Source organism: Rhodobacter sp. 24-YEA-8, assembly GCF_900105075.1.
GTDB lineage: Bacteria > Pseudomonadota > Alphaproteobacteria > Rhodobacterales > Rhodobacteraceae > Pseudogemmobacter.
The window spans coordinates 1,889,298-1,910,874 of record NZ_FNSK01000001.1 but is presented as its reverse complement, the minus strand read 5'-3'; the positions used below and the strand labels follow the sequence as shown (position 1 = coordinate 1,910,874).

The following is a 21,577-nucleotide window of genomic DNA, read 5'->3' as shown; positions in this document are numbered from 1 at the left end:
GGATCACTCCGCCGGGGTGTTATGATTATCGGGGGCTTTGCGGTTCTTCGCCAGCTCGCGCAGCCATTTGCGGTGATGGCGGAAGGCCCAGCCACCGGTCACGCTGCCCGTGGTCATCGCGCGCAGCGTGCCCCGGGTCCAGATCGCCGCATAGACATGCAGGATGAAGACCAGGATGATCCCGACAGCAGAGAGCGCATGGACCAGCAGCGCAATCCGCCGCGCCGGGATGGTGGCCGCCCATGGGGCGTAGGGTTCCCACAAGGGCACCTGTTTCTCCCAGATCATCAGCCCGGTGAGGATCAGCAGCAGGATCAGCCCCGTCATCGCCCAGAAGACGAATTTCTGCCCGGCATTGTATTTGCCAAGCTCGGGCAGCTTATCCTCATTGCCCTGGACCACATCGCCGATATGCGCGACCCAGGTCGCGTCTTCGCGCCGCGGCAGGTTCAGCTTCCACATCTGCAGGAACAGAAGAAAGAAGCTGAGAAACAGCACGATCCCGATGGCCGGATGCAGCCAGCGCACCACCTGGCCACCGCCGAACAGACCCGAGAGGAAGAACAAAGACGGGTGGAACAGTGCCAGACCAGAGATCGCCAGCAGGATCAGCGACACGGCCGTGACCCAGTGGTTCAGGCGCGTGATGCCCCGGTAACGGCTGACCGTCACCGGTTTCGTGCTTTCGATATGGTCGCCGGGGGCGGAATACTGATGGGGCATCACAGCTCCTCCCGGTTTTCGGGCTGAACCGCTGCGGTCTTCACCACCAGCTCTTCGGCCTCATGCTCTTCCTCTGCGGTAACGGTATTGCCCTTCGAGAAGAGCCCATGCAGCACCGCGCCCGCCGCCGCCAGACCGATGGCGGCAAGGCCGACGGTCTTGGTGGCGCCTTTCCAGCTCTCCACCACCGGTGAGATGCGCGGATCATCCGGCAGACCGGCGTAAAGGCCGGGCTTGTCGGCGTGGTGGAGCACATACATCACATGCGTGCCGCCAACCCCCTGCGGATCATATAGCCCGGCATTCTCATAGCCGCGCGATTTCAGATCTTCGATCCGTTCATTGGCCAGCGCGATCTGGCTTTCCTTGGTGCCGAAGGTGATGGCCTGAGTAGGACAGGCTTTCGCGCAGGCCGGCCCTTGCCCCACCGCCACACGGTCGGAACAAAGCGTGCATTTTTTGGACACATGCGCGGTCTTGTGGATGCGGGGGATGTCGAAGGGACAGCCTGAGACGCAATAGCCGCAGCCGATGCAATTGGCGGAAACGAAATCCACGATGCCGTTGGAATATTGCACGATGGCGCCAGGGGCCGGGCAGGCTTTCAGACAGCCCGGATCCTCGCAATGCATGCAGCCATCCTTGCGGATCAGCCATTCCAGATCGCCTTCGGGGTTCACATATTCGTCGAACCGCATCAGCGTGAACATTTCCGGCGTCAGATCATGCGGGTTTTCATAGACCCCGACATTCTCCTCCATCTCGGGATGGGTATCGTTCCATTCGATACAGGCCGACTGGCAGGCCTTACAGCCGATGCATTTCGACACATCGATCAGCTTGGCGACCTTTTCGAGTTGCCGGTCGGGGGCGGGCACATTGGCGGTGGCCGAAATGCGCACGACATCCGAGGGCAAAAGGTTCGAGGCGAGCGGCTGAACCGGAGGGTTCGCCGCCGCCGTGGTGGGTTGAGGAGCGCGTTCGGTTGTCATGCGAGGCCCTCCGATGCGGGTTCGATATTGACGAGATAGGCCTTGAACTCCGGCGTCTCGATATTGGCGTCACCGACAAAGGGGCCGAGCGTGTTGGGGCCAAAGCCCTTGCGCGCCGCACCTTTGAACCCCCAGTGGATCGGGATACCGACGACATGAACGGGTTTGCCGTCGCAGATCATCGGACGGATCCGTTTCGTCACCACCGCCTTCGCCCAGACCTGGCCGCGTTTTGACCAGACGCGGACCATGCCACCCTTTTTGATCCCCTTTTCCGCCGCCAGTTCTTCGCTGATTTCCACGAAGAATTCCGGCTGGGTCACCGCATTCACATGGTTGTGCTTGGTCCAGTAGTGGAAATGTTCGGTCAGGCGGTAGGAGGTGGCAACCAGCGGGAATTCCGCACTGGTGGCCATATTCGCCATGTCATCCGGGAAGACGCGGGCCACGGGGTTGCCGCGCATTTCCGGGTTGAGCGGATTGGCGATCGGGCTTTCGAACGGCTCCATATGGGTGGGGAAGGGGCCGTCGCGCATCAGCTTGCGCGAGAAGAAGCGGCTTGTCCCTTCCGGGTTCATGATGAAGGGCCCGACCTCGCGCGGTTTGGCGGTCACGGCAATATCCGGGATATCCGGGCCGACCCATTTCTCGCCATTCCACTCGATCAGCACGCGGGACGGATCCCAGGGCTTGCCGTCAAGGTCGCAAGACGCGCGGTTGTAAAGCACGCGGCGATTGGCCGGCCAGGCGAAGGACCATTGCTGGAACACCCCCATCCCGGACGGGTCGCTGTTGTCGCGCCGCGCCATCATATTGCCGTCCTCGGTGAAGCAGCCGGCATAGATCCAGCAGGCGCCCATCGTGGACCCGTCATCCCTGAGCTGCCCAAAGCCAGAGACCTGCTTACCCGCCTCAAGCACGACTTTCGTCGGGTCTGTGGCGTCGTAAAGCGTGGTCAGGGCGCGGCCGTTCAGCTCCATCGCCAGTTCGGCAGCGGTGGGCTCTTCGGGATCCGCGTAATCCCAGGCGAGGTTCAGCACGGGTTCGGGCGATTTTCCGCCCTCGGTTTCATAGAGCTTCCGGATCCGCTGATAGATCTGGGTCATGATCCAGACATCGGTCCGCGCCTCACCCGGAGGGGTCGCCCCCGCCCAGTGCCATTGCAGCCAGCGGCCCGAATTCACCGTCGCGCCCTCGTCTTCGGCGAAACAGGTGGTCGGCAGTTCCAGCACCTCGGTCTGAATGCTGGCGGTATCCACATCGTTGTAAATACCGTGATTTTCCCAGAAAGCGGCGGTTTCGGTCGCCAGCGGGTCCATCACAACCAGCAGTTTCAGCTTTGAGAAGGCTTCGGTCATCTTGCCCCGGTTGGGGAAAGACAAAAGCGGGTTGAAGCCCTGGCAGAAGTAAATATTCACCTCGCCATTCTTCATCATGTTGAACATGCGCATCGCGTCATATTGCGCAATGTCCAGCTTCGGCAGCCAGTCATAGCCCCAGCCGTTTTCAGCTGTCGCCTTATCGCCCCACAGCGCCTTCATGAAGGAAACCATGAACTTGCCGTAGTTCTGCCAGTAGCTCATCTGGTTCGGGCGCAGCGGCTTGTTGCCGCGCGTCGACATATAGGTCGTGAAGTCGGGCTCCGTCTCCCGCGGCATCGCTAGATAGCCGGGGATCAGGTTCGACATCAGACCGACATCGGTGAGACCCTGGATATTGGAATGCCCGCGCAAAGCGTTCATCCCGCCGCCCGGAACCCCGATATTGCCCAGCAAAAGCTGCAGCATCGCCATGCCACGGATGTTCTGCGACCCCTTGGAATGCTGGGTCCAGCCAAGCGCATACATCGAGGTCATGGTCTTGGTCGGAGATGAGGTCTCGCCGATCATCTCGCAGATCTTCAGGAAGCGATCTTTCGGCGTGCCGCAGACATTCTCTACAAATTCAGGCGTGTAGATATCGACATGCTTCTTCATCAGCTGCCAGACAGAGCGCGGATGCGTCAGCGTCTCATCCGTGATGACATAGCCATCCTCGCCCAGCTCATATTCCCAGCTGGTCTGGTCATAGCTGCGGGTCTCTTCGTTATAGCCGGTGAACATGCCATCGGCCCAGCCGAAGTCTTCGCGCACCAGATATCCGACATTGGTGTAGTTGCGGACATAGTCCCACTGCACCTTGTCATTCTCGATACACCAGCGGATCACCCCCATCAGGAAGGCGATGTCAGATCCGGGACGGATCGGCGCATAGTAATCCGACACCGAGGCAGAGCGGTTAAAGCGCGGATCCACCACGATCAGTTTCGCACCGCGATGGTGCTTGGCCTCGGTCACCCATTTAAAGCCGCAGGGATGCGCTTCGGCGGCGTTGCCACCCATGATGACGACGAGGTCGGTATTCTTGATATCGGTCCAGGAGTTTGTCATCGCTCCACGGCCAAATGTCGGGCCCAAACTGGACACCGTGGGGCCGTGTCAGACGCGCGCCTGGTTGTCGAAACCTACAATGCCCAGCGAGCGGACCACTTTCCAGGTCGCCCAGGCTGTTTCATTGGTGGTGGCCGAGGCTGCCAGATAGCCGGTTGTGGTCAGTCGGTTGACCTGGACGCCATCGGCATTCTTCTCGATCAGGTTCGCATCGCGGTCGTCTTTGACGGCGCGGGCGATTTTGTCGAAGGCCTCATCCCAGGAGATTTCCTCGAATCTGTCCGAGCCGGGGCGGCGGATGCGCGGATGGGTCAGCCGGGTTTCCGCCTTGACGTAATCCTTAAGCGCCGCGCCTTTGGGGCAGAGCGTGCCCTTGTTGGTCGGGTGGTCGGCATCGCCTTCGATATGGATCAGCTCGGCTTTTTCGCCAGCGGCCAGATCCCCTTTGGAATACATGATGACGCCGCAGGCGACCGAGCAATAGGTGCAGATATTGCGGGTTTCGGTCATGGTGGCCAGCTTGAAATCGCGCACATGCGCGGCCTCTGCTGCCTCTGCCTCATGATAGCCCATGGCTGCCAGAGACGTTGCTGCCACCCCCGCCCCGGACAGCTTGATAAAGCTGCGGCGCGAAAGGTCGATATTCATGTGACCCCTCCTTTTACTACCTGTCTGCGCGCGGATCCGGCAGGCAGGGTGCCGGCCGGATCCGCGCGCGATGGGTTGCTTCAATCGCGTCATAGATAGATCAAATGGTCCGGTCTGTGGTCGGGGAAGTCAAGGAAAACACGTTATTTCCTTGCGTACATAACGAATGGGGCGCCGGTCAGGACCCCCGAAAATCGGATCTGCAGCAGGGTTCAGGGCCGTTCCGGCAGGGTGATTTGCAAGAGCTGACCGTCCTGTCTGCCCCTCAGACTTGCCCCGGCGGAGCGGGACTGGCAAAGTCAGGGCGCGGCCGGGGTATGGGTGTTTTTTGCCCCCCCGGACCGGCAATGGGGCGTATCCCGCGCCCGATGAGGGGCCTGACCGCAGGTCCGTCCAGATTGAGAGGTGACAGCCATGACCCAGATGCAGACCCCGCAGCCCGAACCGCGCCTGACATCGCTGTCCCATGGCGGTGGTTGTGGCTGCAAGATCGCGCCAGGGGTGCTTTCGGGGATCCTGCGCGGCACCTCTGCGCTGCCGGTGCCCGAGGCGTTGCTTGTGGGCATCGAGACCTCGGATGATGCGGCGGTCTATCAGCTGAACGAGCATCAGGCGATCGTCGCGACCACCGATTTCTTCATGCCGATCGTCGATGATCCGGTGGATTTCGGGCGTATCGCGGCGACGAATGCGATCTCGGATGTCTATGCGATGGGGGCGACGCCGATCTTTGCGCTGGCCCTGGTGGGGATGCCGATCAATGTGCTCTCGGTTGAGACCATCGGCCGGATCCTTGAGGGTGGATCACAGGCCTGCCGGGCGGCGGGGATCCCGATTGCCGGCGGCCATACGATCGACTCGGTCGAGGCGATTTACGGTCTGGTGGCTCTGGGGGTCGTCGATCCGGCGCATGTGAAGAAGAACGCAGCGGCGCAGGCCGGGGATGTGCTGGTTTTTGGCAAGCCGCTGGGCGTGGGCATCTATTCGGCGGCGCTGAAGAAGGAAAAGCTGGGCGCCGAAGGCTATGCCCGCATGATCTCCACCACGACAAAGCTGAACACGCCGGGGCCGCGGCTCGCGCGACTGGACGGCGTTCACGCGATGACGGATGTGACCGGGTTCGGGCTTGGCGGCCATGGGCTTGAGATGTCGCGCGGTGCGGGGAAAGGGATCCGCATCGACTGGGCCTCGGTGCCGGTCCTGACGGATGCGGCGGCTTTGGCAGAGGCCGGGTTCATCACCGGTGCCTCAGCACGGAACTGGGCGAGCTATGGCGCCGAGATTGTTTTCACGCGCGAGATGTCGAAGGTGGATCAGGCGCTGCTGACCGATCCGCAGACCTCGGGCGGGCTTTTGGTGGCCTGCGCGCCGGAGGCGGTGGCCGAGGTGTTGCGGATCTTTGCGGAAGAGGGCTTCGCCGGGGCCGCAGTCATCGGCGAGGTCGGGGACGGCGCGCCGGGTCTTGTGATCGCCTGACCATCGCCTGCGCCGCATGTCAGATGGAAAGCCCCGCTTTGGCGGGGCTTATTCCTGTTCCCTGAGGGCTTTGGCCTCGGTTTCGAGCTGGATCAGCAGGGGCGTTTTCTGCCGCCAGGCCTCGTACCAGGTCGTCACTGCGTCACCGAAAATCTCTGGCCCGGCTTTGACGACAGTGGCGCCGGCCCCGACCAGTTTCGCGCGGTAATCGGCGTCGATCTGCGGATAGGCCTCGCGGATCTGCGCGGTCTCGGCAGCGACGAGCCTGGTGATCAGGGCGCGGTCTTCTTCGCTGTAGCTTTGCCATTTCCGCGCCGAGGCGACCGCAACCATCGGAAAGATCATATGTTCCGTATCCAGCACCACGGCGGAATAGTCGTGGAAGCGGTTGTTGAATGTGCCTTCGAAATCAAGCTGCATGCCGTCGATCTGGCCATTGGTATAGGCGTCGAACAGTTCGGGCAGCGGCAGGGGCGTGGGGGCGGCGCCGGCCCGGGTCCAGAAGTCGAGCTCCTGCGTCAGTGGCACGGTGCGGATCTTGCGCCCCGCCACGGTGCCGCCTTCTTCCAGCGGTTTGGACAGAAGAACGATCCGCATCCCCGCCATGCCATAGCCAAGGCCATGCAATCCGAGGGCGCCGAGATTGTCCTGCAATGCGGATGCGGTCGGGCCTTCAAGCAGTTGCGCAGCCTGTTCGGCGGTATCGACCAGGAAAGGCGCGGTCAGGATGCCGAAATTCTCGTCGCGATTGCTCAGCTCTCCGACTGTTAGGAAGGCCAGATCCAGCGCGCCCGATTGCAGCTGTTGCAGCATCTGCGCCTCATTGCCGAGCTGGCCCGAGGGGAAGACCGCGAGATTCAGGCGGCCATCGGTTTCGGCGCTCAGTTCCGCGGCAAGGTGATTGGCCGAGCGGGTCCATTGATGCGGCGGCGGTGTGATGAGGCCGATGCGCAGGTCTTCGGCCCTGGCTGGGGCTGCGAGGGCGAGAAGCGCGAGGGCGAGGATCGTGGGTCTCGGAAATGCCATATCAGCCTCCGGTCATGGTGGATTGCAGCGCGGTGATCACCGTCAGCCCTGCGAGAACCGCAAGGGTTGCGATGAAGAAGGGGGTGAGAAGCCAGGAGAGCCGCGTTGACGACACACCGGTCATCAGGGACGCGGTGTAAAGCCCGGCGCCGACTGGTGGGGTCAGAAGGCCAAGCGCCATATTGAGGCACAGGATCACACCGAATGCGGTGGGCGAGATGCCATAGACATCGGTTGCGACCGGCAGCAGCACCGGCGCGGTAAGGATGATACCGGGGATCGGCTCCAGCACTGTGCCCAGCAAAAGCAGCAGGATATTCAGCAGGATCAGGAACATCAGCGGCGAATGGGCGAGATCCTGGATCAGGCGCGCGGCCTCGGCCGGCAGGTTCCCATAGGTCAGCACCCAGCCGATGATCTGCGCGCCGGCCACCAGAAACAGCACCGCGCCCGAGGTGATCGCCGTGCGTACCAGCGCCGGGATGAGGTCGGAAAGCCGCATCTCGCGGTAAAGAAACAGCCCGATCAGCACCGTGGCCAGCGAGGCCAGAGCCGCCGATTGTGTCGGTGTGGCAAAGCCGCCGAGGATCGAGCCGACGACAACGCCGGGAATGATCAGCGCGGGCAGCGCGTCGCGCAGCGCGATGAGACGGGCGTTCAGCGCCATCAGCCCGGTTTTCGGCAGGTTGTACCGCCAGCCGAGCCAGGCGATCACGGCGGCGAAACTCGCGGCAAGTGCCAGGCCTGGCAGAAGGCTCGCGCGAAACAGCTGATCGACCGGCAGCTGCGCCACGGCGGCAAAGACGATCAGGTTCATCGAAGGGGGCAGGACCGGAGCCAGCAGGCCGCCGGCGGCGGTGACAGAGGCCGAGACATCTTTCGGATAGCCGCCGCGCTCCATCTCGGGGACGGCGAGGCGCGACATGATCGTGAGCTGCGCCACGGTCGAGCCCAGCACCGAGGCCATCATCAGATTTGCCAGCAAATTGATATAGGCGAGACCTGCGCGCAAAGGCCACATCAGCGCGGCGGCAAGCGCGAAGAGGCGACGCCCGATACCACCTGCGCCCATCAGCTCGCCCAGCAGAATGAAGAGGGGCAGCGTCAGAAGCGAATAGCTCTCGATCCCGGCGAAGAGCTGTTGCGGAAAGCCGGTCAGCAGAACCTCATTCCCGGAGGCGACGATCAGGATCAGCGTGGTCGCGACCAGCAGACAGGCAATCGGCGCACCCATCAGCAAAAGCACGGTGAAAGACAGGCCCGCGATCATGGCAATTCCCGCAGCGTGGTGAGGTCGGCGGCGATCTGCGCCAGGATATGCAGGATCGAGGTCAGCGTGGTGACCGGCATCACCAGCCAGAACCAGATCTTGCGGACCCCCAGCGTCTGGGTCGGGTCGGTATAGATGAAGCTGAAGGTCTCCTGCGCCAGCGCGGCGCCCGATCCGGCGCGGATCAGGCCCGGCAGATCCAGCCAGCGCCAGATGATCACCGCCATCACGATCAGAAAGACCAGCAGCGCAAGATCATTGACCAGCGCGAGCCGGGCGCGGTTTTTCGGGTTCAGCGCATCGGGCAAAAGCCCGACCGTCATATGCTGGCCGAGCGCGATCGCCATCGAAGCGCCGAGAAAGGCGAGGCAGACCATCAGATGCACGGCGAATTCATCGGTCCAGGCCAACGGGCGGCGCAGCCAGCCCGACACGGCGCCCGCGACCATCGCCAGGAAGATCAGCGCGACCAGCAGGGCGCCGATCCCTTTTTCCAGACGCAGGACCATTCTGCTGAGCCGTGCCAGACCACCCGCCCGGCGCGGGGGGAGGCTGAGGGGGATTTCGGTCATCTTCTGCGCCCGTCCCCTGCAGTTTCACCGGGAAGCCCTCCCGGACTTTTCGCCGGAATCTCGCCATCGATCTGCACCATCAGATGACCCTGGCTGCAGCGCTCGACCCGGGCGATGACGCCGTAAACCTCGGCCAGCATGGCGGGGGTTACAACTTCGGCGGGCGGGCCAAAGGCGTAAAGGCCGCCCTTGTGCAAGATCGCGATCCGGTCCGACCAGCGCGCCGCCAGCGCGAGATCGTGCAACACAGTCAATACGATACGGCCCTCAGTTGCGATGCGGCGCACCTCGGACAGCAGCCGCACCTGACGCGCGAGGTCCAGCGCCGAGGTCGGCTCGTCCAGCAGCAAAAGGCGCGGTGCACGCACGATGGCCTGGGCGAGGCTCACCATCTGGCGCTGCCCGCCCGAAAGCTGATCCAGCCCCGCCAGTGCGAGATGACCGATCCCGAGGCGTAACAGCACCGCCATAGCGCGGGTCTCGGGCGGCTCGGTTACCGCGCGTTCACCACTGGCCCTGAGCGCGGTGATCACGGTTTCCAGCACATTGAGCGAGGCGCCCGAAGGCAGGCTTTGCGGCATGAAGCCCACGATCTTCGCACGGGCGGGCGCGCTCAGCTGCGCAAGGTCCTGCCCGTCCAGCGCAATCTGGCCGGTAAAGGGCGCAAGGCCGGCAATCGCTTTCAGCAGCGTCGATTTCCCGGCGGCATTGGGACCGGCGAGCGTCGTGACCTCACCGGGGCGCAGATCGGGCAGGCTGAGCCCGGCAATCACCCGGCGGCGGCCATAGCCGGTCGAGACATCGCGGAGCGTGAGGCTCATCTTCCCGGTCTCCCGCGCAGGATCAGCCAGAAGAAGACCGGCAGGCCGATCAGCGAAGTCACAAGCCCCACGGGCAGCAAAGTGCCGGTGATCAGCAGTTTCGAGAGGGTCGAGGCCGCGGACATCAGAAGTGCGCCGGTAAAAATGCTGGCGGGCAGAAGGAAACGGTGATCCTCGCCCACCAGCATGCGGGCGATATGCGGTCCGGCAAGGCCGATGAACCCGATCACGCCCACCATGGAAACGGCGGTGGCGGCCAGCAGGCTCACGCGGAGCAGCGCCCAGCGGCGCAGCGCCGTGACATCGACACCAAATCCGCGCGCCTGTTCCTCGCCGAGCCGCAAGGCGGTCAGCTTCCAGGACGCCATCAGCGCGAAGGGCACAGTCACGGCGATGACCAGGGCAAGGATCGTGACCGAGCCCCAGTTGACAGCCTGTAGGCTGCCCATGGTCCAGATCACCAGCTGCTGCAGATCCTCGGCCGAGGCCAGGAATTGCAGGAGCGACAGAAAGGCCGCAGCGGTAAAATTCAGCGCGATCCCGAAAAGGATCAGCACTTCAGGCCCGCCGCCCCTCAGCCGCCCCATCAGCTGCAACAGCCCGAGCGCCCCCAGCGAGAACAGGAATGCATTCGCGGTGATCCCCCAGGCGGGGGGCAGGAAGGGGATCGTCAGCCCCAGCACAATCGCCACCCCGGCGCCAAGCGCTGCGGCCGCGGAAACCCCCAGCGTGAAAGGTTCGGCCAACGGATTTTCCAGCACCGTCTGCATCTCTGCCCCCGCGAGCGCCAGGGCGGCCCCGACAAGCAGCGCCATGATGGCCACGGGCAGGCGCACCTGCCAGACAATGACCGAAGTGCCGCGCGGCACTTCGCCCCCAGTCAGCGCCCGGATCGTCTCGGACAAAGGCAGGCCCGAAGGTCCGGTGGTCAGATCGACAAGCACTGCGATCAGCGCGAAAACGGCCATCGCCCCCACAAGAGCGGCGCGGCGGCGGTTTTGCCGGTGATAGCGGTCAAGAAGTTCGGTGCCGGACATCCTGGATCAGGTCTCTTCCGAAATCCACCAGGTCCCGGGCACCTGAACCGGCGAGAAACGGGTCTCGATTTCCTTAAGCGTTGCGGCCGGATCGACATCTTCGAAAAGGTCCGGATGGAAGGCTTTTGCGAGATATTCGATCAGCGCGATATGGCTCGGTGTGTCGTTGAAGAGATGCCAGACCCCATAGGCACGACCCTCGGCCACAGCGGTCAGCGCGTTGAAGCCGGTGGCGCCAATCAGCGCGTCGAAGCTTTCGCGTGCCTCTGGTGCGGTGATATCCGACCCCAGCACCAGGCCGCCGCGCGCGCGCATGTGATCGCCGCCGGTTGCGACATAGAATTCCGGATCGGCGCCGATCAGGAATTCTAGGCTGACATTTCCGAGCACGCCCTGCACCACCTCGGATCCGATATTGGCGCCGCCTGCGGTCTCGATGAAATCGCGAAACACCCCGGAACCAACGGTCGAGCAGCAATTCGACGGCGCGGCATGGACATGGAAGAAGACGCGCGGGCGTCTGATAGCCGGATCGGCGAGCCGGTCGCGGATGCGCTTCAGCCGGGTCTCGTAGAATTCGGCGAACTCTTCCGCCCGGGCGGCGCCGTCGGTCAGTTGGCCCAAAAGCCGCAGTGACGGGATCGAGTTTTCCTGCGGATGGGCGAAGAAATCGACATAGGCGACCGCGATACCGGCGGCCTCGATCTGCTCGCGGGCGCGCTCCATCGCCGGATCGCCCTGATCCATCAGCGACAGCACCACCAGATCGGGATCAAGCGAGATGATCGTCTCGACCGAGATTTCGCGATTGCCGGTGCCGACCGGGCGGATCGCGTCTATCGCGGGGAATTTCGCGCGGTAGGCCGCCAGCGTCGGCTCATCGAGCCCTTTATCGGTGCGCCAGCCGATCACTTTCGCCACGGGATCGTCATGGAGGAGGCCCAGCACCGCCATATGCCGCCCTTCGCCCAGCACGATCCGGGTCGCAGGCGCCTCAAGCACCACCTCGCGCCCGAGAATATCGGTGGCGCGGATCTCGGCCAGTGCCGGCAGTGCCAGCGCTGTCAGCAGCGCAGCGGTCAGGGAAAGCGGGCGGAAGCGGATCATCGGGTTACCTCTGGCACCGGATATCTCTGGCATCGGGGCGCGATGCCTGTGACGGGCGGCTTTCTGACGAGGACAGGGGCGGTGATCCGCCCCTGTCGCATAGCAGTCGCGGCAGCGGGCCGCTTAATCGGCTTTCGGTCTGATGCGCCAGATGCGGTCGCCGCTGTCATCATCCTGGCCGCGCGATTTGTTCACCGCCCAGACGGTGCCCCCGGCATCGGCGACCAGCTCATTGGGCAGGCTGCCCGCGTCGAAATTGGCCACGACCTGGCCTTCGGTATCGACCACGGTGATGGTGCCCGCGCCGCGGTTTCCGACGAAAACCAGCTTCGATTTCGGCTCATAGGTCACATAAAGCGCACCGGCCCCGGTTTCGACATCATGCAGCACCGACCCATCGGCCCCATTCACGATCAGCAGATTGTCGGTGGTCTGCGAGGCCACGAACACCAGATCATCCGCCGCATCATAAGCCACCGAAGCCGCGCCGATCGAGCCCGGCAGCGGCGTCACCCGGATATCACCGGTTCTGGTGTCGATCACCGCAAGCTCCGGCGTCGCGTTCGAGGCGGCAAAGAGCTTGCCGGTCTCTGCGTCGAAATGGATGTCCTGGGTGCCAAAGCTTTCGCCGCGCAACTGCGAGGGAATGGTGAAAGGCTCGAGCTTCTCGAGCTTTTTCGAATCGATCACCTCGATCACCGGCGAACGCGCCGAAGAGATGTAGATACGGCCCGCGCCCTCATCGACCTGAACCGAGAACGGATGTGCGATGAAATCCGGCTCGAACTGTTTCACCAGCGAGAGGTCATCGGCGCTGTAGACGGCGATGGTGTTCTGGCGGGTATTGGTGGTCCAGAGTCGGCCGGCCGCCTCATCAAGGCCAAGCCCGTAAACCGCGTAAAGCGCCGGGCGGCCATCATCATCCGCCGCAGGGGCAGGGCCACCTTCGGGAACAGGCGCGGCAGCCGGGGTGATCTGTTCGATCACTTTCAGCGTGTCAGGATCGACCTTTGACAGTGCCGAGTCTTTCACCGGCGGGCGCCCCACCGCCGAGGTGACATAGAACACATGCCGCGAGGGGCTATAGGCCAGCTGATAGAGGCCACGCGTCACCGGCGCGCTGGTGATGTCGAATTTGTCGGCCCCCTCAATCGCAAGGTTCGGCGAGATCTTCAGATCCACCACCGTCGCGGCTGATGGTTTCTCGGCAATCACCAGGATCGGCTGCAACCCGGTCACGGCTTTGGCGTCAAGCGTGAGGTCAAAGCGGAATTTACCACTCTCGCCCACGCGGATCGGCCCGCCTTCATTCAGGACGGTATTGCCGCGCATCAGGGTGATTTCCTGGCCCGGGATCATGCGCTCGCCGGTGATCGACACGACCGAACCTGCAACCACAGCCGCGCCCGGTTCCACCGCACCGGCGCGCACCACGCCGGGGAAGCCGTCGGTCGTGGCCGAAAAGATGGTCTCGGCGCTCAGCGGGCCCGCCATCACGGCAAAGGCCAGGGCAGAGGCGCCCAGAATGCCACGAAAGCGGCGCAGCGGGGGGAATGCCATATCGGTCTCCTCGGTATCATGCTGGATCGGCTCAGAAATGGTCCCTGGCGGGTCTGGCGCGGGAAGGGTTCTGTGGGGCGGCGGCCACCGGGCCGGACGCAGGATCTGAAGCGGGTGGTCTTCCGGGTGTCGTCATCAGGGCTGCAATCGGTCAGGCAATAATCGGTCAGACAGGAGGCCGTGTCACGAAATTCTCCGCGCGACTCCGTTCGGTCTGTCGCCGGTCTTCCGGTGCAGCAGTATATTCTTGAGAGGGATTGTCAACTAATTCGCCCGGGGCTAACTGGCAAAGGGCCATGCGTCCGAATGGGCCGCTGCCGCGTTTGCCGGTGGCCGCTATGGAGTCATAGCTGTGTTTTCCGCTGCCAGAGGAAGAATACCATGTCTGTAAACGGCAAGACCGGCCCCGATCATGCCCGAAAACCGGCAGAGCTGAAGATCATGGATGCCGATATTCCCAGCCACAGCCTGTCGCAAAAAACCGTGAAGACCGGGCCGGGCCACCGGCTCTATCTCGCGGTCCCGAAGGGGGAGCCGCCGGCGGCGGGCTGGCCGGTTCTGTATATGCTCGACGGCAATGCGGCCTTTGATTTCCTGACAGAAGACCACCTGGCGCTGGTGCCCGGGCTGATGCTGGTGGGGGTGGGCTATGATACCGACCGCCAGTTTTCGCGCGAGCGCCGGACGCTGGATTTCACCGCGCCGGACGGACCGGGGGACGGGATCCGCCCGGATCATGTCCATGAGGGGCGGATGGCGGGGGGCGCGGCGCAGTTTCTCGACCGGCTGACCGGCGATCTGCGTCTGGCGGCGGAAGATGGCCTGCCCGTCGACCCTGCGCGCCGCAGCCTCTGGGGGCATTCCTTCGGCGGGCTTTTCACGCTTTACGCGGCGCTGACGCGGCCTTCGGCTTTTGCACGCTATGCCGCGATCAGCCCGTCGATCTGGTGGGATGAGGATCTGATCCGCCGGGTTGCGGCGGGGGCGGCAAAGCTCGACACCCCTCCGGCGCTGATGATGGCCCTGGGCGATAAGGAAAAGCGCAGCGGCGCCTCTGGCCCGCCGCCCGACGGGCCCGCGCCCGCGACGATGGATTTCGTGAACGGCCTGGCAGAACATCCCGGTTTCGCGCCGGAAATCCATGTCCTGCCCGATCACGCCCATATCCAGACCATCGCGGGATCATTGCCGCTCGCGCTGCCTTTCGCACTGGGCTGAAGCGAATGGGCACTCAGCCCATCCGCTTTGCCAGCTCCGGTGCGATCAGGGCGACAGCGGCAGGCGAGATCATCTCCGAATGCAGGAAGGGAACTTCCAGCATCTCTGTCTGGCCGACATAGGGCGCCCAGAGCGCGGCGGTGAGATCGCGCCCGGCATGGTCGTGCCCGGCGCGGATATGGGTGATCTGGCCTGCAAAATGCCGCTGCTGATGGCTGCGCACCAGACGATTGGTATCCGTCACCAGCCGCACGACACCATTGAGCACCTCTTCGGGCAGGGCGCCCATGGCGCTGTCTCCGGCGCGCAGGAACGCGACCACTTTGTCCCGGCTGTCGAGGTCACGATGCGCCTCGGGGTCATGCCCGGCAATCGCCAGCAGCGCCCGGAGCGCGGCCGCCGGATCGGGTTCCGGCTCGTCGCGCCAGACATCGGTCGGGTAGCTGTCGAGCAGCGCCACGAGCCCGGCTTCGCGCCCCATTCGCGCCAGCTCAACCGCCATTTCCTGGGCGATGATGCCGCCCACCGACCATCCCGCAAGGTGGATCGGGCCTTCGGGCTGCGCCTGCGCCACCAGTGCCGCATAGCTCTTTGCCAGCGCGCCGAGGTTCTCGGGCAAAGGCTGCGCCGGATCGAGACCCGGATGCTGGACCGCATAGACCGCGCGCTCTGGCGCAAGCGCGCGGGCAAGGGCGCGATAGCCCCAGCCAAGCCCGCCCGCCGGATGGATCAGGAAGAGCGGCGCTTTGTCGGGGTTGCCCTGCGCCAGCCGGATCAGCGGCCCCAGTCCGTCATCGGTTGGCCCCGATGCGTCAAGCTGTGCCGCCAGCATATCAAGGACCGGCGCGGCGAAAATCGTGCCAAGCCCAGGCGCGCGACCGGTTTCTTCCCCGATCCGGAGCGCAAGGCGCACCGCCGACAGGCTGTCGCCGCCAAGCGCGAAGAAATCGGCCTCGGCCGGGGCGGGAGCATCAAGATGCAGGACCTCGGCATAGAGCCGGGCAAGGAGGCGTTCTGCCCCGGTCCCGGCCGCGCGGCCCGATGCGGTAAATTCGGGCGCGGGCAGGGCCTTACGGTCAAGTTTGCCGTTTGAGGTGACGGGGAGCCCGTTCAGCGCGATCTCGGCTGCGGGCACCATATAAGCGGGCAGGCGGGCTGCGAGCAAAGGCGCAAGACTTCCCGGACGGTAATCCGCCGCCGTTCCGGTTTCAGGCACCAGATAGGCCACGAGGCGCTTTTCCCCGGCGCGGTCCTCCCGCGCCAGCACCACGGCTTCGCGCGCAAGACCGGTCGCCATGATCGCCGCCTCGATCTCGCCCAGCTCGATCCGAAGGCCCCTGATCTTGACCTGGTTGTCCGAACGCCCGAGATAGACCACGGCACCATCAGGCCGGGTTTTCGCAACATCGCCAGTGGCATAGAGGCGCAGGCCGGGATGGCGCGGGTCTTCGATAAACCGCTCGGCTGTCAGATCCGGGCGGCCAAGATAGCCGCGCGCCAGCTGCACGCCGCCAAGATAAAGATTGCCGGGCATGCCCGCAGGTACCGGGCGCAGATATTCATCCAGCACCGGCAGTGAGGTGTTCCAGACCGGCCAGCCAATCGGCAGCGGGTTGGACTGGTCCTCTGGCGTTGCGGGCCAGAAGGAAACATCGACCGCGGCCTCGGTCGGGCCGTAAAGATTGTGCAATTCGCCGCTGATGCGACGGTGAAAGCGCGCGCGCTGATCGGCGGTGAGCTCTTCGCCGGAACAGAAGGTGCGGCGGATGGCGAGCCCCTCTGAGGCGGGGGCCGCGAGGAAAGCCGAGAGCATGGAGGGCACGAAATGCAGCGTGGTGATCCGGTGGTCACGGATCAGCCTGGCGATTTCCGACGGGTCGCGATGCGCGCCGGGGGGCGCCATGACCAGTTCGGCGCCGGAAATACAGGGAAGGATGAATTCCCAGACCGAGACGTCGAATGTGGCAGGGGTTTTTTGCAGGATGCGGTCGCCTGGGCCGATGCCGTAATGATCACGCATCCAGAGCAGGCGGTTCACAATGGCGCGGTGCTCGATCATCACACCTTTCGGCTCGCCGGTCGAGCCGGAGGTGTAGATGACATAGGCGAGGCTGTCGCCGGAAATGGCGGGTGCCGGATCTTCACGTAGCGCGGATGAGACCGCTGCGGCAACAGGCCGGGCGGCAGGCGCAGCACTGCCATCCAGGGACCAGGTTTCGGGCCAGTCACCAGGGCGAAAGAGCGGGGCATCCTGCGGCAGCAGCGGCGCGATTGCCTCGCTGGTCATGACCAGCACCGGCTGTGCCATTGTGATGATCCGCGCCAGGCGCTCGGGCGGGTGATCCGGGTCAAGCGGCAACCAGGCGGCTCCGGCCCGCAGGATCGCGATCAGAGCCACCGAGAGTTCCAGTGACCGTTCGATCGCCACGGCGACGATCCGGTCCGGTCCGGCGCCCCGCGCGCGCAGCTCTGCCGCAAGCGCCGCACTCGCCGCATCAAGCCGGGCATAGCTCAGCCCTGCCGCACCAAAGCGCAGCGCCGGGGCCTCCGGTGTCGCCCGCATCTGAGCAACGATCAGATCGGTCAGCGTGACATCGGGCAGATCACAGCGGCTCGCCGCCGCCCTTGCGTCCTGCGCCGCAATCTCTGCCGGGCTGGCCGAGGGCACATCACGCAGCCGGTCCGCCGCCAGGGCACCTTCCAGGAATGCCACCAGCCGCAATCCGTGGCTGCGGGTCTCCTCTGCGCTGTACAGCGCAGGGTTGCTGTCGGTTTCGAACAGGATCCCCGCCTCGGGATCGCCCCGGAAGGTAAAGGTCAGATCCTCGACCGCGCCTGCGCCCAGAATATGCAGCCGGCAATCCAGCCCCGGGAAAACCGGAGGCCGGTCAAAGGGCTGCACATTGACCAGCGGCCCGTGCAGCCGCCTTACCCCGCCAATCAGCCCCAGATCGCGGCGCAGCTGTTCCGAGCGGTAAAGCCCGTGTTTGCGCGCCTCGCGCATCCGCAGCGCCTCGCCCTTCAGCCATTGCGCCAGCGGGGTCTCTTCCTCGGCGCGGATCCGGTGCGGCAGCACATTCATCGCCATACAGGGCAGGCGGGCGATTTTGCGCCCCATCCGGGCCATGAAGGGCATGCCGATCACCGTCTCGCCACCGGCACCATCCACCCCCGACCAGCGCGCGAGACAGGCGCCGCTCAGCGCGGTCAGCACATCGGGCCAGCCGAGGTCATGTTCCTCGGAAAACGCCGCCAGCCGCCTGGTCAGCGCGCCAGGCAGCCAGAGGCTTTCGCGGTGGAAATCATGGGCGCTGACGGCGCGTTCACCCGCAAGCGTGCCCGGGCTTGTCACCACCGGCGCGCCGGTCAGCTCTGCCTTCCACCAGGCCGCATCCACCGCCCTGCGCGGGCCGGTGCGATAGGCCGCATCCTCGTCATCGGCGCGGGCCAGCGGCGGGAAGGCCAGCGGCGCAGGCCCCGCGCCGGTCAGATGGCCGTAATGCTCGCCGAACCGGTTCGAGACCAGCACCATCCCATAGCCATCGGTCGCAAGGTGATGGATGCGCTCGTATAGAAATACCCGGTCGGGCAGCAGGAAGAGGGTGAAAGCCGCCACAGGCTCTGTCGCCAGATCCGTGGGGCGGGCGGTATCGGCTTGCATCTGCGCCAGCGCGGCAGCCACCGCATCGGGATATGCGGTCAGATCGACCTCGCCCAAATCGATCTCGCCCGGGACAAGCCATTGTTCCGGCCCCTGCGCTCCGGCGCGAAAGCGCAGATGCAGCGCCTCGGTCTCCTGCACCGTCCGCGCCACGGCCTCGCGCAAGGCCGCCAGATCGACCGCACCGGTCAGTTCCAGATATTGCCCGGTGTTCAGGATCGGATTGGCCGGGTCAAGCGCCTGGAAATACCAGAGCCCCTCCTGCGCCTCGGTCAGAGGGCGCGTCTCCTGAACATCCCGGGTCATTTCAGCCAGCCACCCGCAGGTGCGAAATCGCCTCCCACCATTCGCCGAGCGTTGCACTTTCGGCAAAGACCGCGAAATCCACCTTCAGCCCGGCCTGTTCCCAGGCGCTGACCAGCCGCATCAGCCGGAGCGAATCCAGCCCCAGATCGGGCAGGTGATCGTCATTGCCGATCTCTTCGGGCTCAAGGTCGATCAGCCGCGCGATGTCGGCCCGCATTTTTTCAAGGGTCACAGTCTCACCGGAAACAGTCATTTTGCGGCTTCTTCTTCCAGATAGCGCGCGCGCAGCTCGGCGCGCAGTTTGTTGCGGCTGATCTTTCCAACGGCGGTGGTGGCGAATTCCGTCACGAAAACCACCTCATCGGGCACTTTGAAAGCGGCAATGCCGCGGCCGCGGACAAAGGCCTTCACAGCGGTGGGCTTGGGCTGATCGGCGCCCGGGTTCACCACGACAAAGGCGCAGCTGCGCTCGCCTAAGAAAGCATCCGGGATCGAGACCACGACGGCGTCAAACACCGCCGGGTGGGCCAGCAGGTGATCTTCGATCTCTTCGGCCGAGATCTTTTCGCCGGCGCGGTTGATATGATCGCCGGCGCGGCCCTGGACGACCAGATAGCCGCCGGGCAGCTGCTTCACTATATCGCCGGTGCGGTAGAACCCGTCAGGGGTAAAGCTGCGGGCATTGGCTGCCGGCTCGTTGTGATAGGCGCGGATCGTATAGGGGCCTCTGGTGTGGAGATAGCCTGCCTCACCCTGGGCGACCGGCTGGCCTTCATCATCCAGCACCAGCACCTCGTCATCGGGGCTGATCGGGCGGCCCTGCGTAGAGATAATGATCTCTTCCGGGTCATCAAGGCGGGTATAATTCACCAGCCCCTCGGCCATGCCGAACACCTGTTGCAGGGTGCAGCCGAGCGTGGGGCGCACCCGCGCCGCCGCTTCGGGGATGAATTTCGCACCGCCCACGCCCAGCACTTCGAGGCTGGAAAGGTCATGCGTGCTTCCGGGGGCCGCCTGCATCCACAAAAGCGCCAGCGGCGGCACGAGGCCGGTGATGGTGACCCGCTCGGCCTCGATCAGCGGGAAGGCGGTGGCGGGCGCGGGGTTGGGGCTGAGCACCACCTTCGCGCCCACTGACAGCGCCCCGAACACGCCGGGCGATGACATCGGGAAATTATGCGCGACCGGCAGGGCGCAGAGATAGACGCTCACAGAGTTCAGCCCGCAGATCACCGCGCTTTCGCGGAAGCTGTAGATGTAATCGTCATGGGTGCGCGGGATCAGTTTCGAAAGCCCCGTAGTGCCGCCGGAAATCTGCATGAAGGCGACCCGGGACGGGTCGGTCTCAGGCAGCGTTCCAACCCCCTGACCCAATGCAGCAAGGTCTGCGAAGCTGGTGAATTCCTGCGCCTCGCCGATCACAATGACCTCCAGGCCTTCGGCCTCTGCGCGCAGCTCACGGGCGAGGGTGCGGTAGTCGAACCCCTCCCAGCTGTCGGCGATCACCAGCGCTTTCGCATCCGAGCGGGCGATGAAATGCGAGATTTCCGTGCGACGATGCGCGGGCAGGGCATAGACCGGGATAAGCCCGGCCAGAAACAGGCCAAAGACCGAAGGAAAGAAGCCCGCGATATTCGGAAGCTGCACCACCACCCGCTCGCCGGGCTGCAGACCCAGAGCCAGATATCCCCTTGCCGCCTGTTCGGCGGCGGTCAGAAGATCCGCATAGCTCAGCCGGGTTTCGCCTGCGACCACGGCGATCCGTGGCCCGTGTTCGTCGGCGAGCCGGCGCAACAGATCGCCAAAGCTTTCGCCGCGCCAATACCCTTTTTCGCGGTAGCGGGCGGCGAAATCTGCGGGCCAGGTCTGGTTTGGCGCGGAAATATCGGGCGTGGCGACATCAGGCAGGGCCACATCAGGACGGGGGGCTTCGGTCATGGCGCACCTGCGGAACAGTGACGGCGTTTTGCGGCATGTCCGGCGGGCCGGGATGACGCTCTTTGGGCCGGGATAAAGCCACCTGGAAAAATAGTCAACTTTACGTCTGGCGGTTGGCAGGTGCAGCATTATCCCTTAGGCGGTAAGGAAGGCGCGGCCAAAACCCGAAACCGAAGACCCGTGCTGCAAGACCAGGTGAAACAGATAACGAGCATGACCCGGATGAGGCTCCCCCTGAAAGACACGCCCCGCGCCTATGGCAAAGTGACCCGTGCGCTGCATTGGTCGATCGCGGCCCTGGTGCTGTGGCAGTTCATGACGATGATCCTCAAGGTGGCGTTTGGCGTCTCGCCAAGGGAAAGCGCCATAGTCGGCTCGCATGGGCCGGTTGGCACTGCGGTTTTCATCCTGATCGTGATCCGGGTGATCTGGGCTTTCGTCAATGCAGGGCGCCGGCCCGCTCATGGGCGCGGGATCATCGGAATCGCGGCCAAAGCCGGGCATGGCATCCTTTACCTGGTGATGCTGATCGTGCCGCTGGCGGCGCTGTCACGGGCTTTCGGCTCGGGGCGCGGCTTTTCGCCCTTTGGCTTCCCGCTCTTCCCGACCCGCGAAGAGCCCATTGCCTGGATGGTCGGGTTCGGGGATGCCGTGCATGGCGAGCTGGGCTGGGTCTTCGGTGTGCTGCTGATCGGCCATATCGCGATGGTCGGCCTGCATGAGGCGATGTGGAAAGACGGCACGCTGGCGAAAATGGCCGGCAAAAAGGCCCTGCGCGACGGCTGAGGGCGCG

General features: G+C 64.4%; 16 protein-coding genes. 3 read left to right on the top strand and 13 right to left on the bottom strand.

All coding sequences use genetic code 11. From position 1 onward, the window contains the following. Positions 1–3: 3 nt before the first annotated feature. Genes BLW25_RS09385 through fdnG form a run of 3 tightly spaced genes read right to left on the bottom strand, consistent with a single transcriptional unit; the run spans position 4 to position 4,792 of the window. Positions 4–723 carry a formate dehydrogenase subunit gamma gene (locus BLW25_RS09385; protein WP_092898444.1) on the bottom strand — a complete coding sequence of 240 codons (720 nt, stop codon included), beginning with the start codon at positions 721–723 and terminating at the stop codon, positions 4–6. Continuing rightward, positions 723–1,715, bottom strand: coding sequence for a formate dehydrogenase subunit beta (gene fdxH, locus BLW25_RS09380; protein ID WP_092898442.1), 993 nt, complete (start codon positions 1,713–1,715; stop codon positions 723–725). Before fdxH ends, BLW25_RS09385 begins: the two co-directional genes overlap by 1 nt. Beyond that, the gene (gene fdnG / locus BLW25_RS09375) at positions 1,712–4,792 is read right to left on the bottom strand and encodes a formate dehydrogenase-N subunit alpha (protein WP_143040482.1); all 3,081 of its coding nucleotides are present in this window, start codon (positions 4,790–4,792) and stop codon (positions 1,712–1,714) included. The genes fdxH and fdnG overlap by 4 nt, the downstream gene beginning before the upstream one ends. 414 nt (positions 4,793–5,206) lie before the next feature. Here fdnG and selD point away from each other — a divergent pair, with 414 nt between their 5' ends. Beyond that, positions 5,207–6,268, top strand: coding sequence for a selenide, water dikinase SelD (gene selD, locus BLW25_RS09365; RefSeq protein ID WP_092898436.1), 1,062 nt, complete (start codon positions 5,207–5,209; stop codon positions 6,266–6,268). Positions 6,269–6,316: 48 nt separating this feature from the next. Here the strand turns inward: selD and BLW25_RS09360 are convergent, their stop codons facing one another. From BLW25_RS09360 to BLW25_RS09330, 7 genes are all read right to left on the bottom strand, one after another. Then, positions 6,317–7,294: a TRAP transporter substrate-binding protein gene (locus BLW25_RS09360; protein WP_092898434.1), complete on the bottom strand. Its 978-nt coding sequence runs from the start codon at positions 7,292–7,294 to the stop codon at positions 6,317–6,319. A 1-nt stretch (position 7,295) separates the two neighbouring features. Then, entirely contained in the window at positions 7,296–8,564 is a 1,269-nt protein-coding gene (locus BLW25_RS09355) for a TRAP transporter large permease (RefSeq protein ID WP_092898432.1), read from the bottom strand. Continuing rightward, positions 8,561–9,136 (bottom strand): TRAP transporter small permease, encoded by a 576-nt coding sequence (locus BLW25_RS09350; protein ID WP_092898430.1) that lies wholly within the window; start codon positions 9,134–9,136, stop codon positions 8,561–8,563. Before BLW25_RS09350 ends, BLW25_RS09355 begins: the two co-directional genes overlap by 4 nt. Continuing rightward, positions 9,133–9,957, bottom strand: a complete 825-nt coding sequence (locus BLW25_RS09345; RefSeq protein WP_092898428.1) for an ABC transporter ATP-binding protein — start codon at positions 9,955–9,957, stop codon at positions 9,133–9,135. The genes BLW25_RS09350 and BLW25_RS09345 overlap by 4 nt, the downstream gene beginning before the upstream one ends. Beyond that, positions 9,954–10,994 carry a FecCD family ABC transporter permease gene (locus tag BLW25_RS09340; RefSeq protein ID WP_092898426.1) on the bottom strand — a complete coding sequence of 347 codons (1,041 nt, stop codon included), beginning with the start codon at positions 10,992–10,994 and terminating at the stop codon, positions 9,954–9,956. Before BLW25_RS09340 ends, BLW25_RS09345 begins: the two co-directional genes overlap by 4 nt. 6 nt (positions 10,995–11,000) lie before the next feature. Further along, on the bottom strand, positions 11,001–12,101 hold the full coding sequence (locus BLW25_RS09335) for an ABC transporter substrate-binding protein (protein ID WP_092898424.1): 1,101 nt from the start codon (positions 12,099–12,101) through the stop codon (positions 11,001–11,003). Between the two features lie 123 nt (positions 12,102–12,224). After that, complete coding sequence (locus BLW25_RS09330) at positions 12,225–13,661, bottom strand: YncE family protein (RefSeq protein ID WP_092898422.1); 1,437 nt, start codon at positions 13,659–13,661, stop codon at positions 12,225–12,227. A gap of 381 nt (positions 13,662–14,042) precedes the next feature. On the opposite strand from BLW25_RS09330, the gene BLW25_RS09325 reads away from it, so the two are divergent. Beyond that, positions 14,043–14,879, top strand: coding sequence for an alpha/beta hydrolase (locus tag BLW25_RS09325; protein WP_092898420.1), 837 nt, complete (start codon positions 14,043–14,045; stop codon positions 14,877–14,879). Between the two features lie 13 nt (positions 14,880–14,892). Here the strand turns inward: BLW25_RS09325 and BLW25_RS09320 are convergent, their stop codons facing one another. The 3 genes from BLW25_RS09320 to BLW25_RS09310 are packed head-to-tail and all read right to left on the bottom strand — an operon-like array spanning position 14,893 to position 20,784. Continuing rightward, on the bottom strand, positions 14,893–18,846 hold the full coding sequence (locus tag BLW25_RS09320) for a non-ribosomal peptide synthetase (protein ID WP_092898418.1): 3,954 nt from the start codon (positions 18,844–18,846) through the stop codon (positions 14,893–14,895). 1 nt (position 18,847) lies between these two features. After that, positions 18,848–19,078 (bottom strand): phosphopantetheine-binding protein, encoded by a 231-nt coding sequence (locus BLW25_RS09315; RefSeq protein WP_253188328.1) that lies wholly within the window; start codon positions 19,076–19,078, stop codon positions 18,848–18,850. A 17-nt stretch (positions 19,079–19,095) separates the two neighbouring features. Beyond that, positions 19,096–20,784, bottom strand: a complete 1,689-nt coding sequence (locus BLW25_RS09310) for a (2,3-dihydroxybenzoyl)adenylate synthase (protein WP_092898414.1) — start codon at positions 20,782–20,784, stop codon at positions 19,096–19,098. Positions 20,785–20,997: 213 nt separating this feature from the next. Here BLW25_RS09310 and BLW25_RS09305 point away from each other — a divergent pair, with 213 nt between their 5' ends. Next, the gene (locus tag BLW25_RS09305; RefSeq protein ID WP_092901804.1) at positions 20,998–21,570 is read left to right on the top strand and encodes a cytochrome b; all 573 of its coding nucleotides are present in this window, start codon (positions 20,998–21,000) and stop codon (positions 21,568–21,570) included. The last annotated feature ends 7 nt before the right edge of the window (positions 21,571–21,577 follow it).

Excerpts from the sequence above, each read along its gene's own strand:
- BLW25_RS09385 (WP_092898444.1), bottom strand. The coding sequence starts at position 723 with ATGCCCCATCAGTATTCCGCCCCCGGCGACCATATCGAAAGCACGAAA.
- fdxH (WP_092898442.1), bottom strand. The coding sequence starts at position 1,715 with ATGACAACCGAACGCGCTCCTCAACCCACCACGGCGGCGGCGAACCCT.
- selD (WP_092898436.1), top strand. The coding sequence starts at position 5,207 with ATGACCCAGATGCAGACCCCGCAGCCCGAACCGCGCCTGACATCGCTG.
- BLW25_RS09360 (WP_092898434.1), bottom strand. The coding sequence starts at position 7,294 with ATGGCATTTCCGAGACCCACGATCCTCGCCCTCGCGCTTCTCGCCCTC.
- BLW25_RS09355 (WP_092898432.1), bottom strand. The coding sequence starts at position 8,564 with ATGATCGCGGGCCTGTCTTTCACCGTGCTTTTGCTGATGGGTGCGCCG.
- BLW25_RS09350 (WP_092898430.1), bottom strand. The coding sequence starts at position 9,136 with ATGACCGAAATCCCCCTCAGCCTCCCCCCGCGCCGGGCGGGTGGTCTG.
- BLW25_RS09345 (WP_092898428.1), bottom strand. The coding sequence starts at position 9,957 with ATGAGCCTCACGCTCCGCGATGTCTCGACCGGCTATGGCCGCCGCCGG.
- BLW25_RS09340 (WP_092898426.1), bottom strand. The coding sequence starts at position 10,994 with ATGTCCGGCACCGAACTTCTTGACCGCTATCACCGGCAAAACCGCCGC.
- BLW25_RS09335 (WP_092898424.1), bottom strand. The coding sequence starts at position 12,101 with ATGATCCGCTTCCGCCCGCTTTCCCTGACCGCTGCGCTGCTGACAGCG.
- BLW25_RS09330 (WP_092898422.1), bottom strand. The coding sequence starts at position 13,661 with ATGGCATTCCCCCCGCTGCGCCGCTTTCGTGGCATTCTGGGCGCCTCT.
- BLW25_RS09325 (WP_092898420.1), top strand. The coding sequence starts at position 14,043 with ATGTCTGTAAACGGCAAGACCGGCCCCGATCATGCCCGAAAACCGGCA.
- BLW25_RS09320 (WP_092898418.1), bottom strand. The coding sequence starts at position 18,846 with ATGACCCGGGATGTTCAGGAGACGCGCCCTCTGACCGAGGCGCAGGAG.
- BLW25_RS09310 (WP_092898414.1), bottom strand. The coding sequence starts at position 20,784 with ATGACCGAAGCCCCCCGTCCTGATGTGGCCCTGCCTGATGTCGCCACG.
- BLW25_RS09305 (WP_092901804.1), top strand. The coding sequence starts at position 20,998 with ATGACCCGGATGAGGCTCCCCCTGAAAGACACGCCCCGCGCCTATGGC.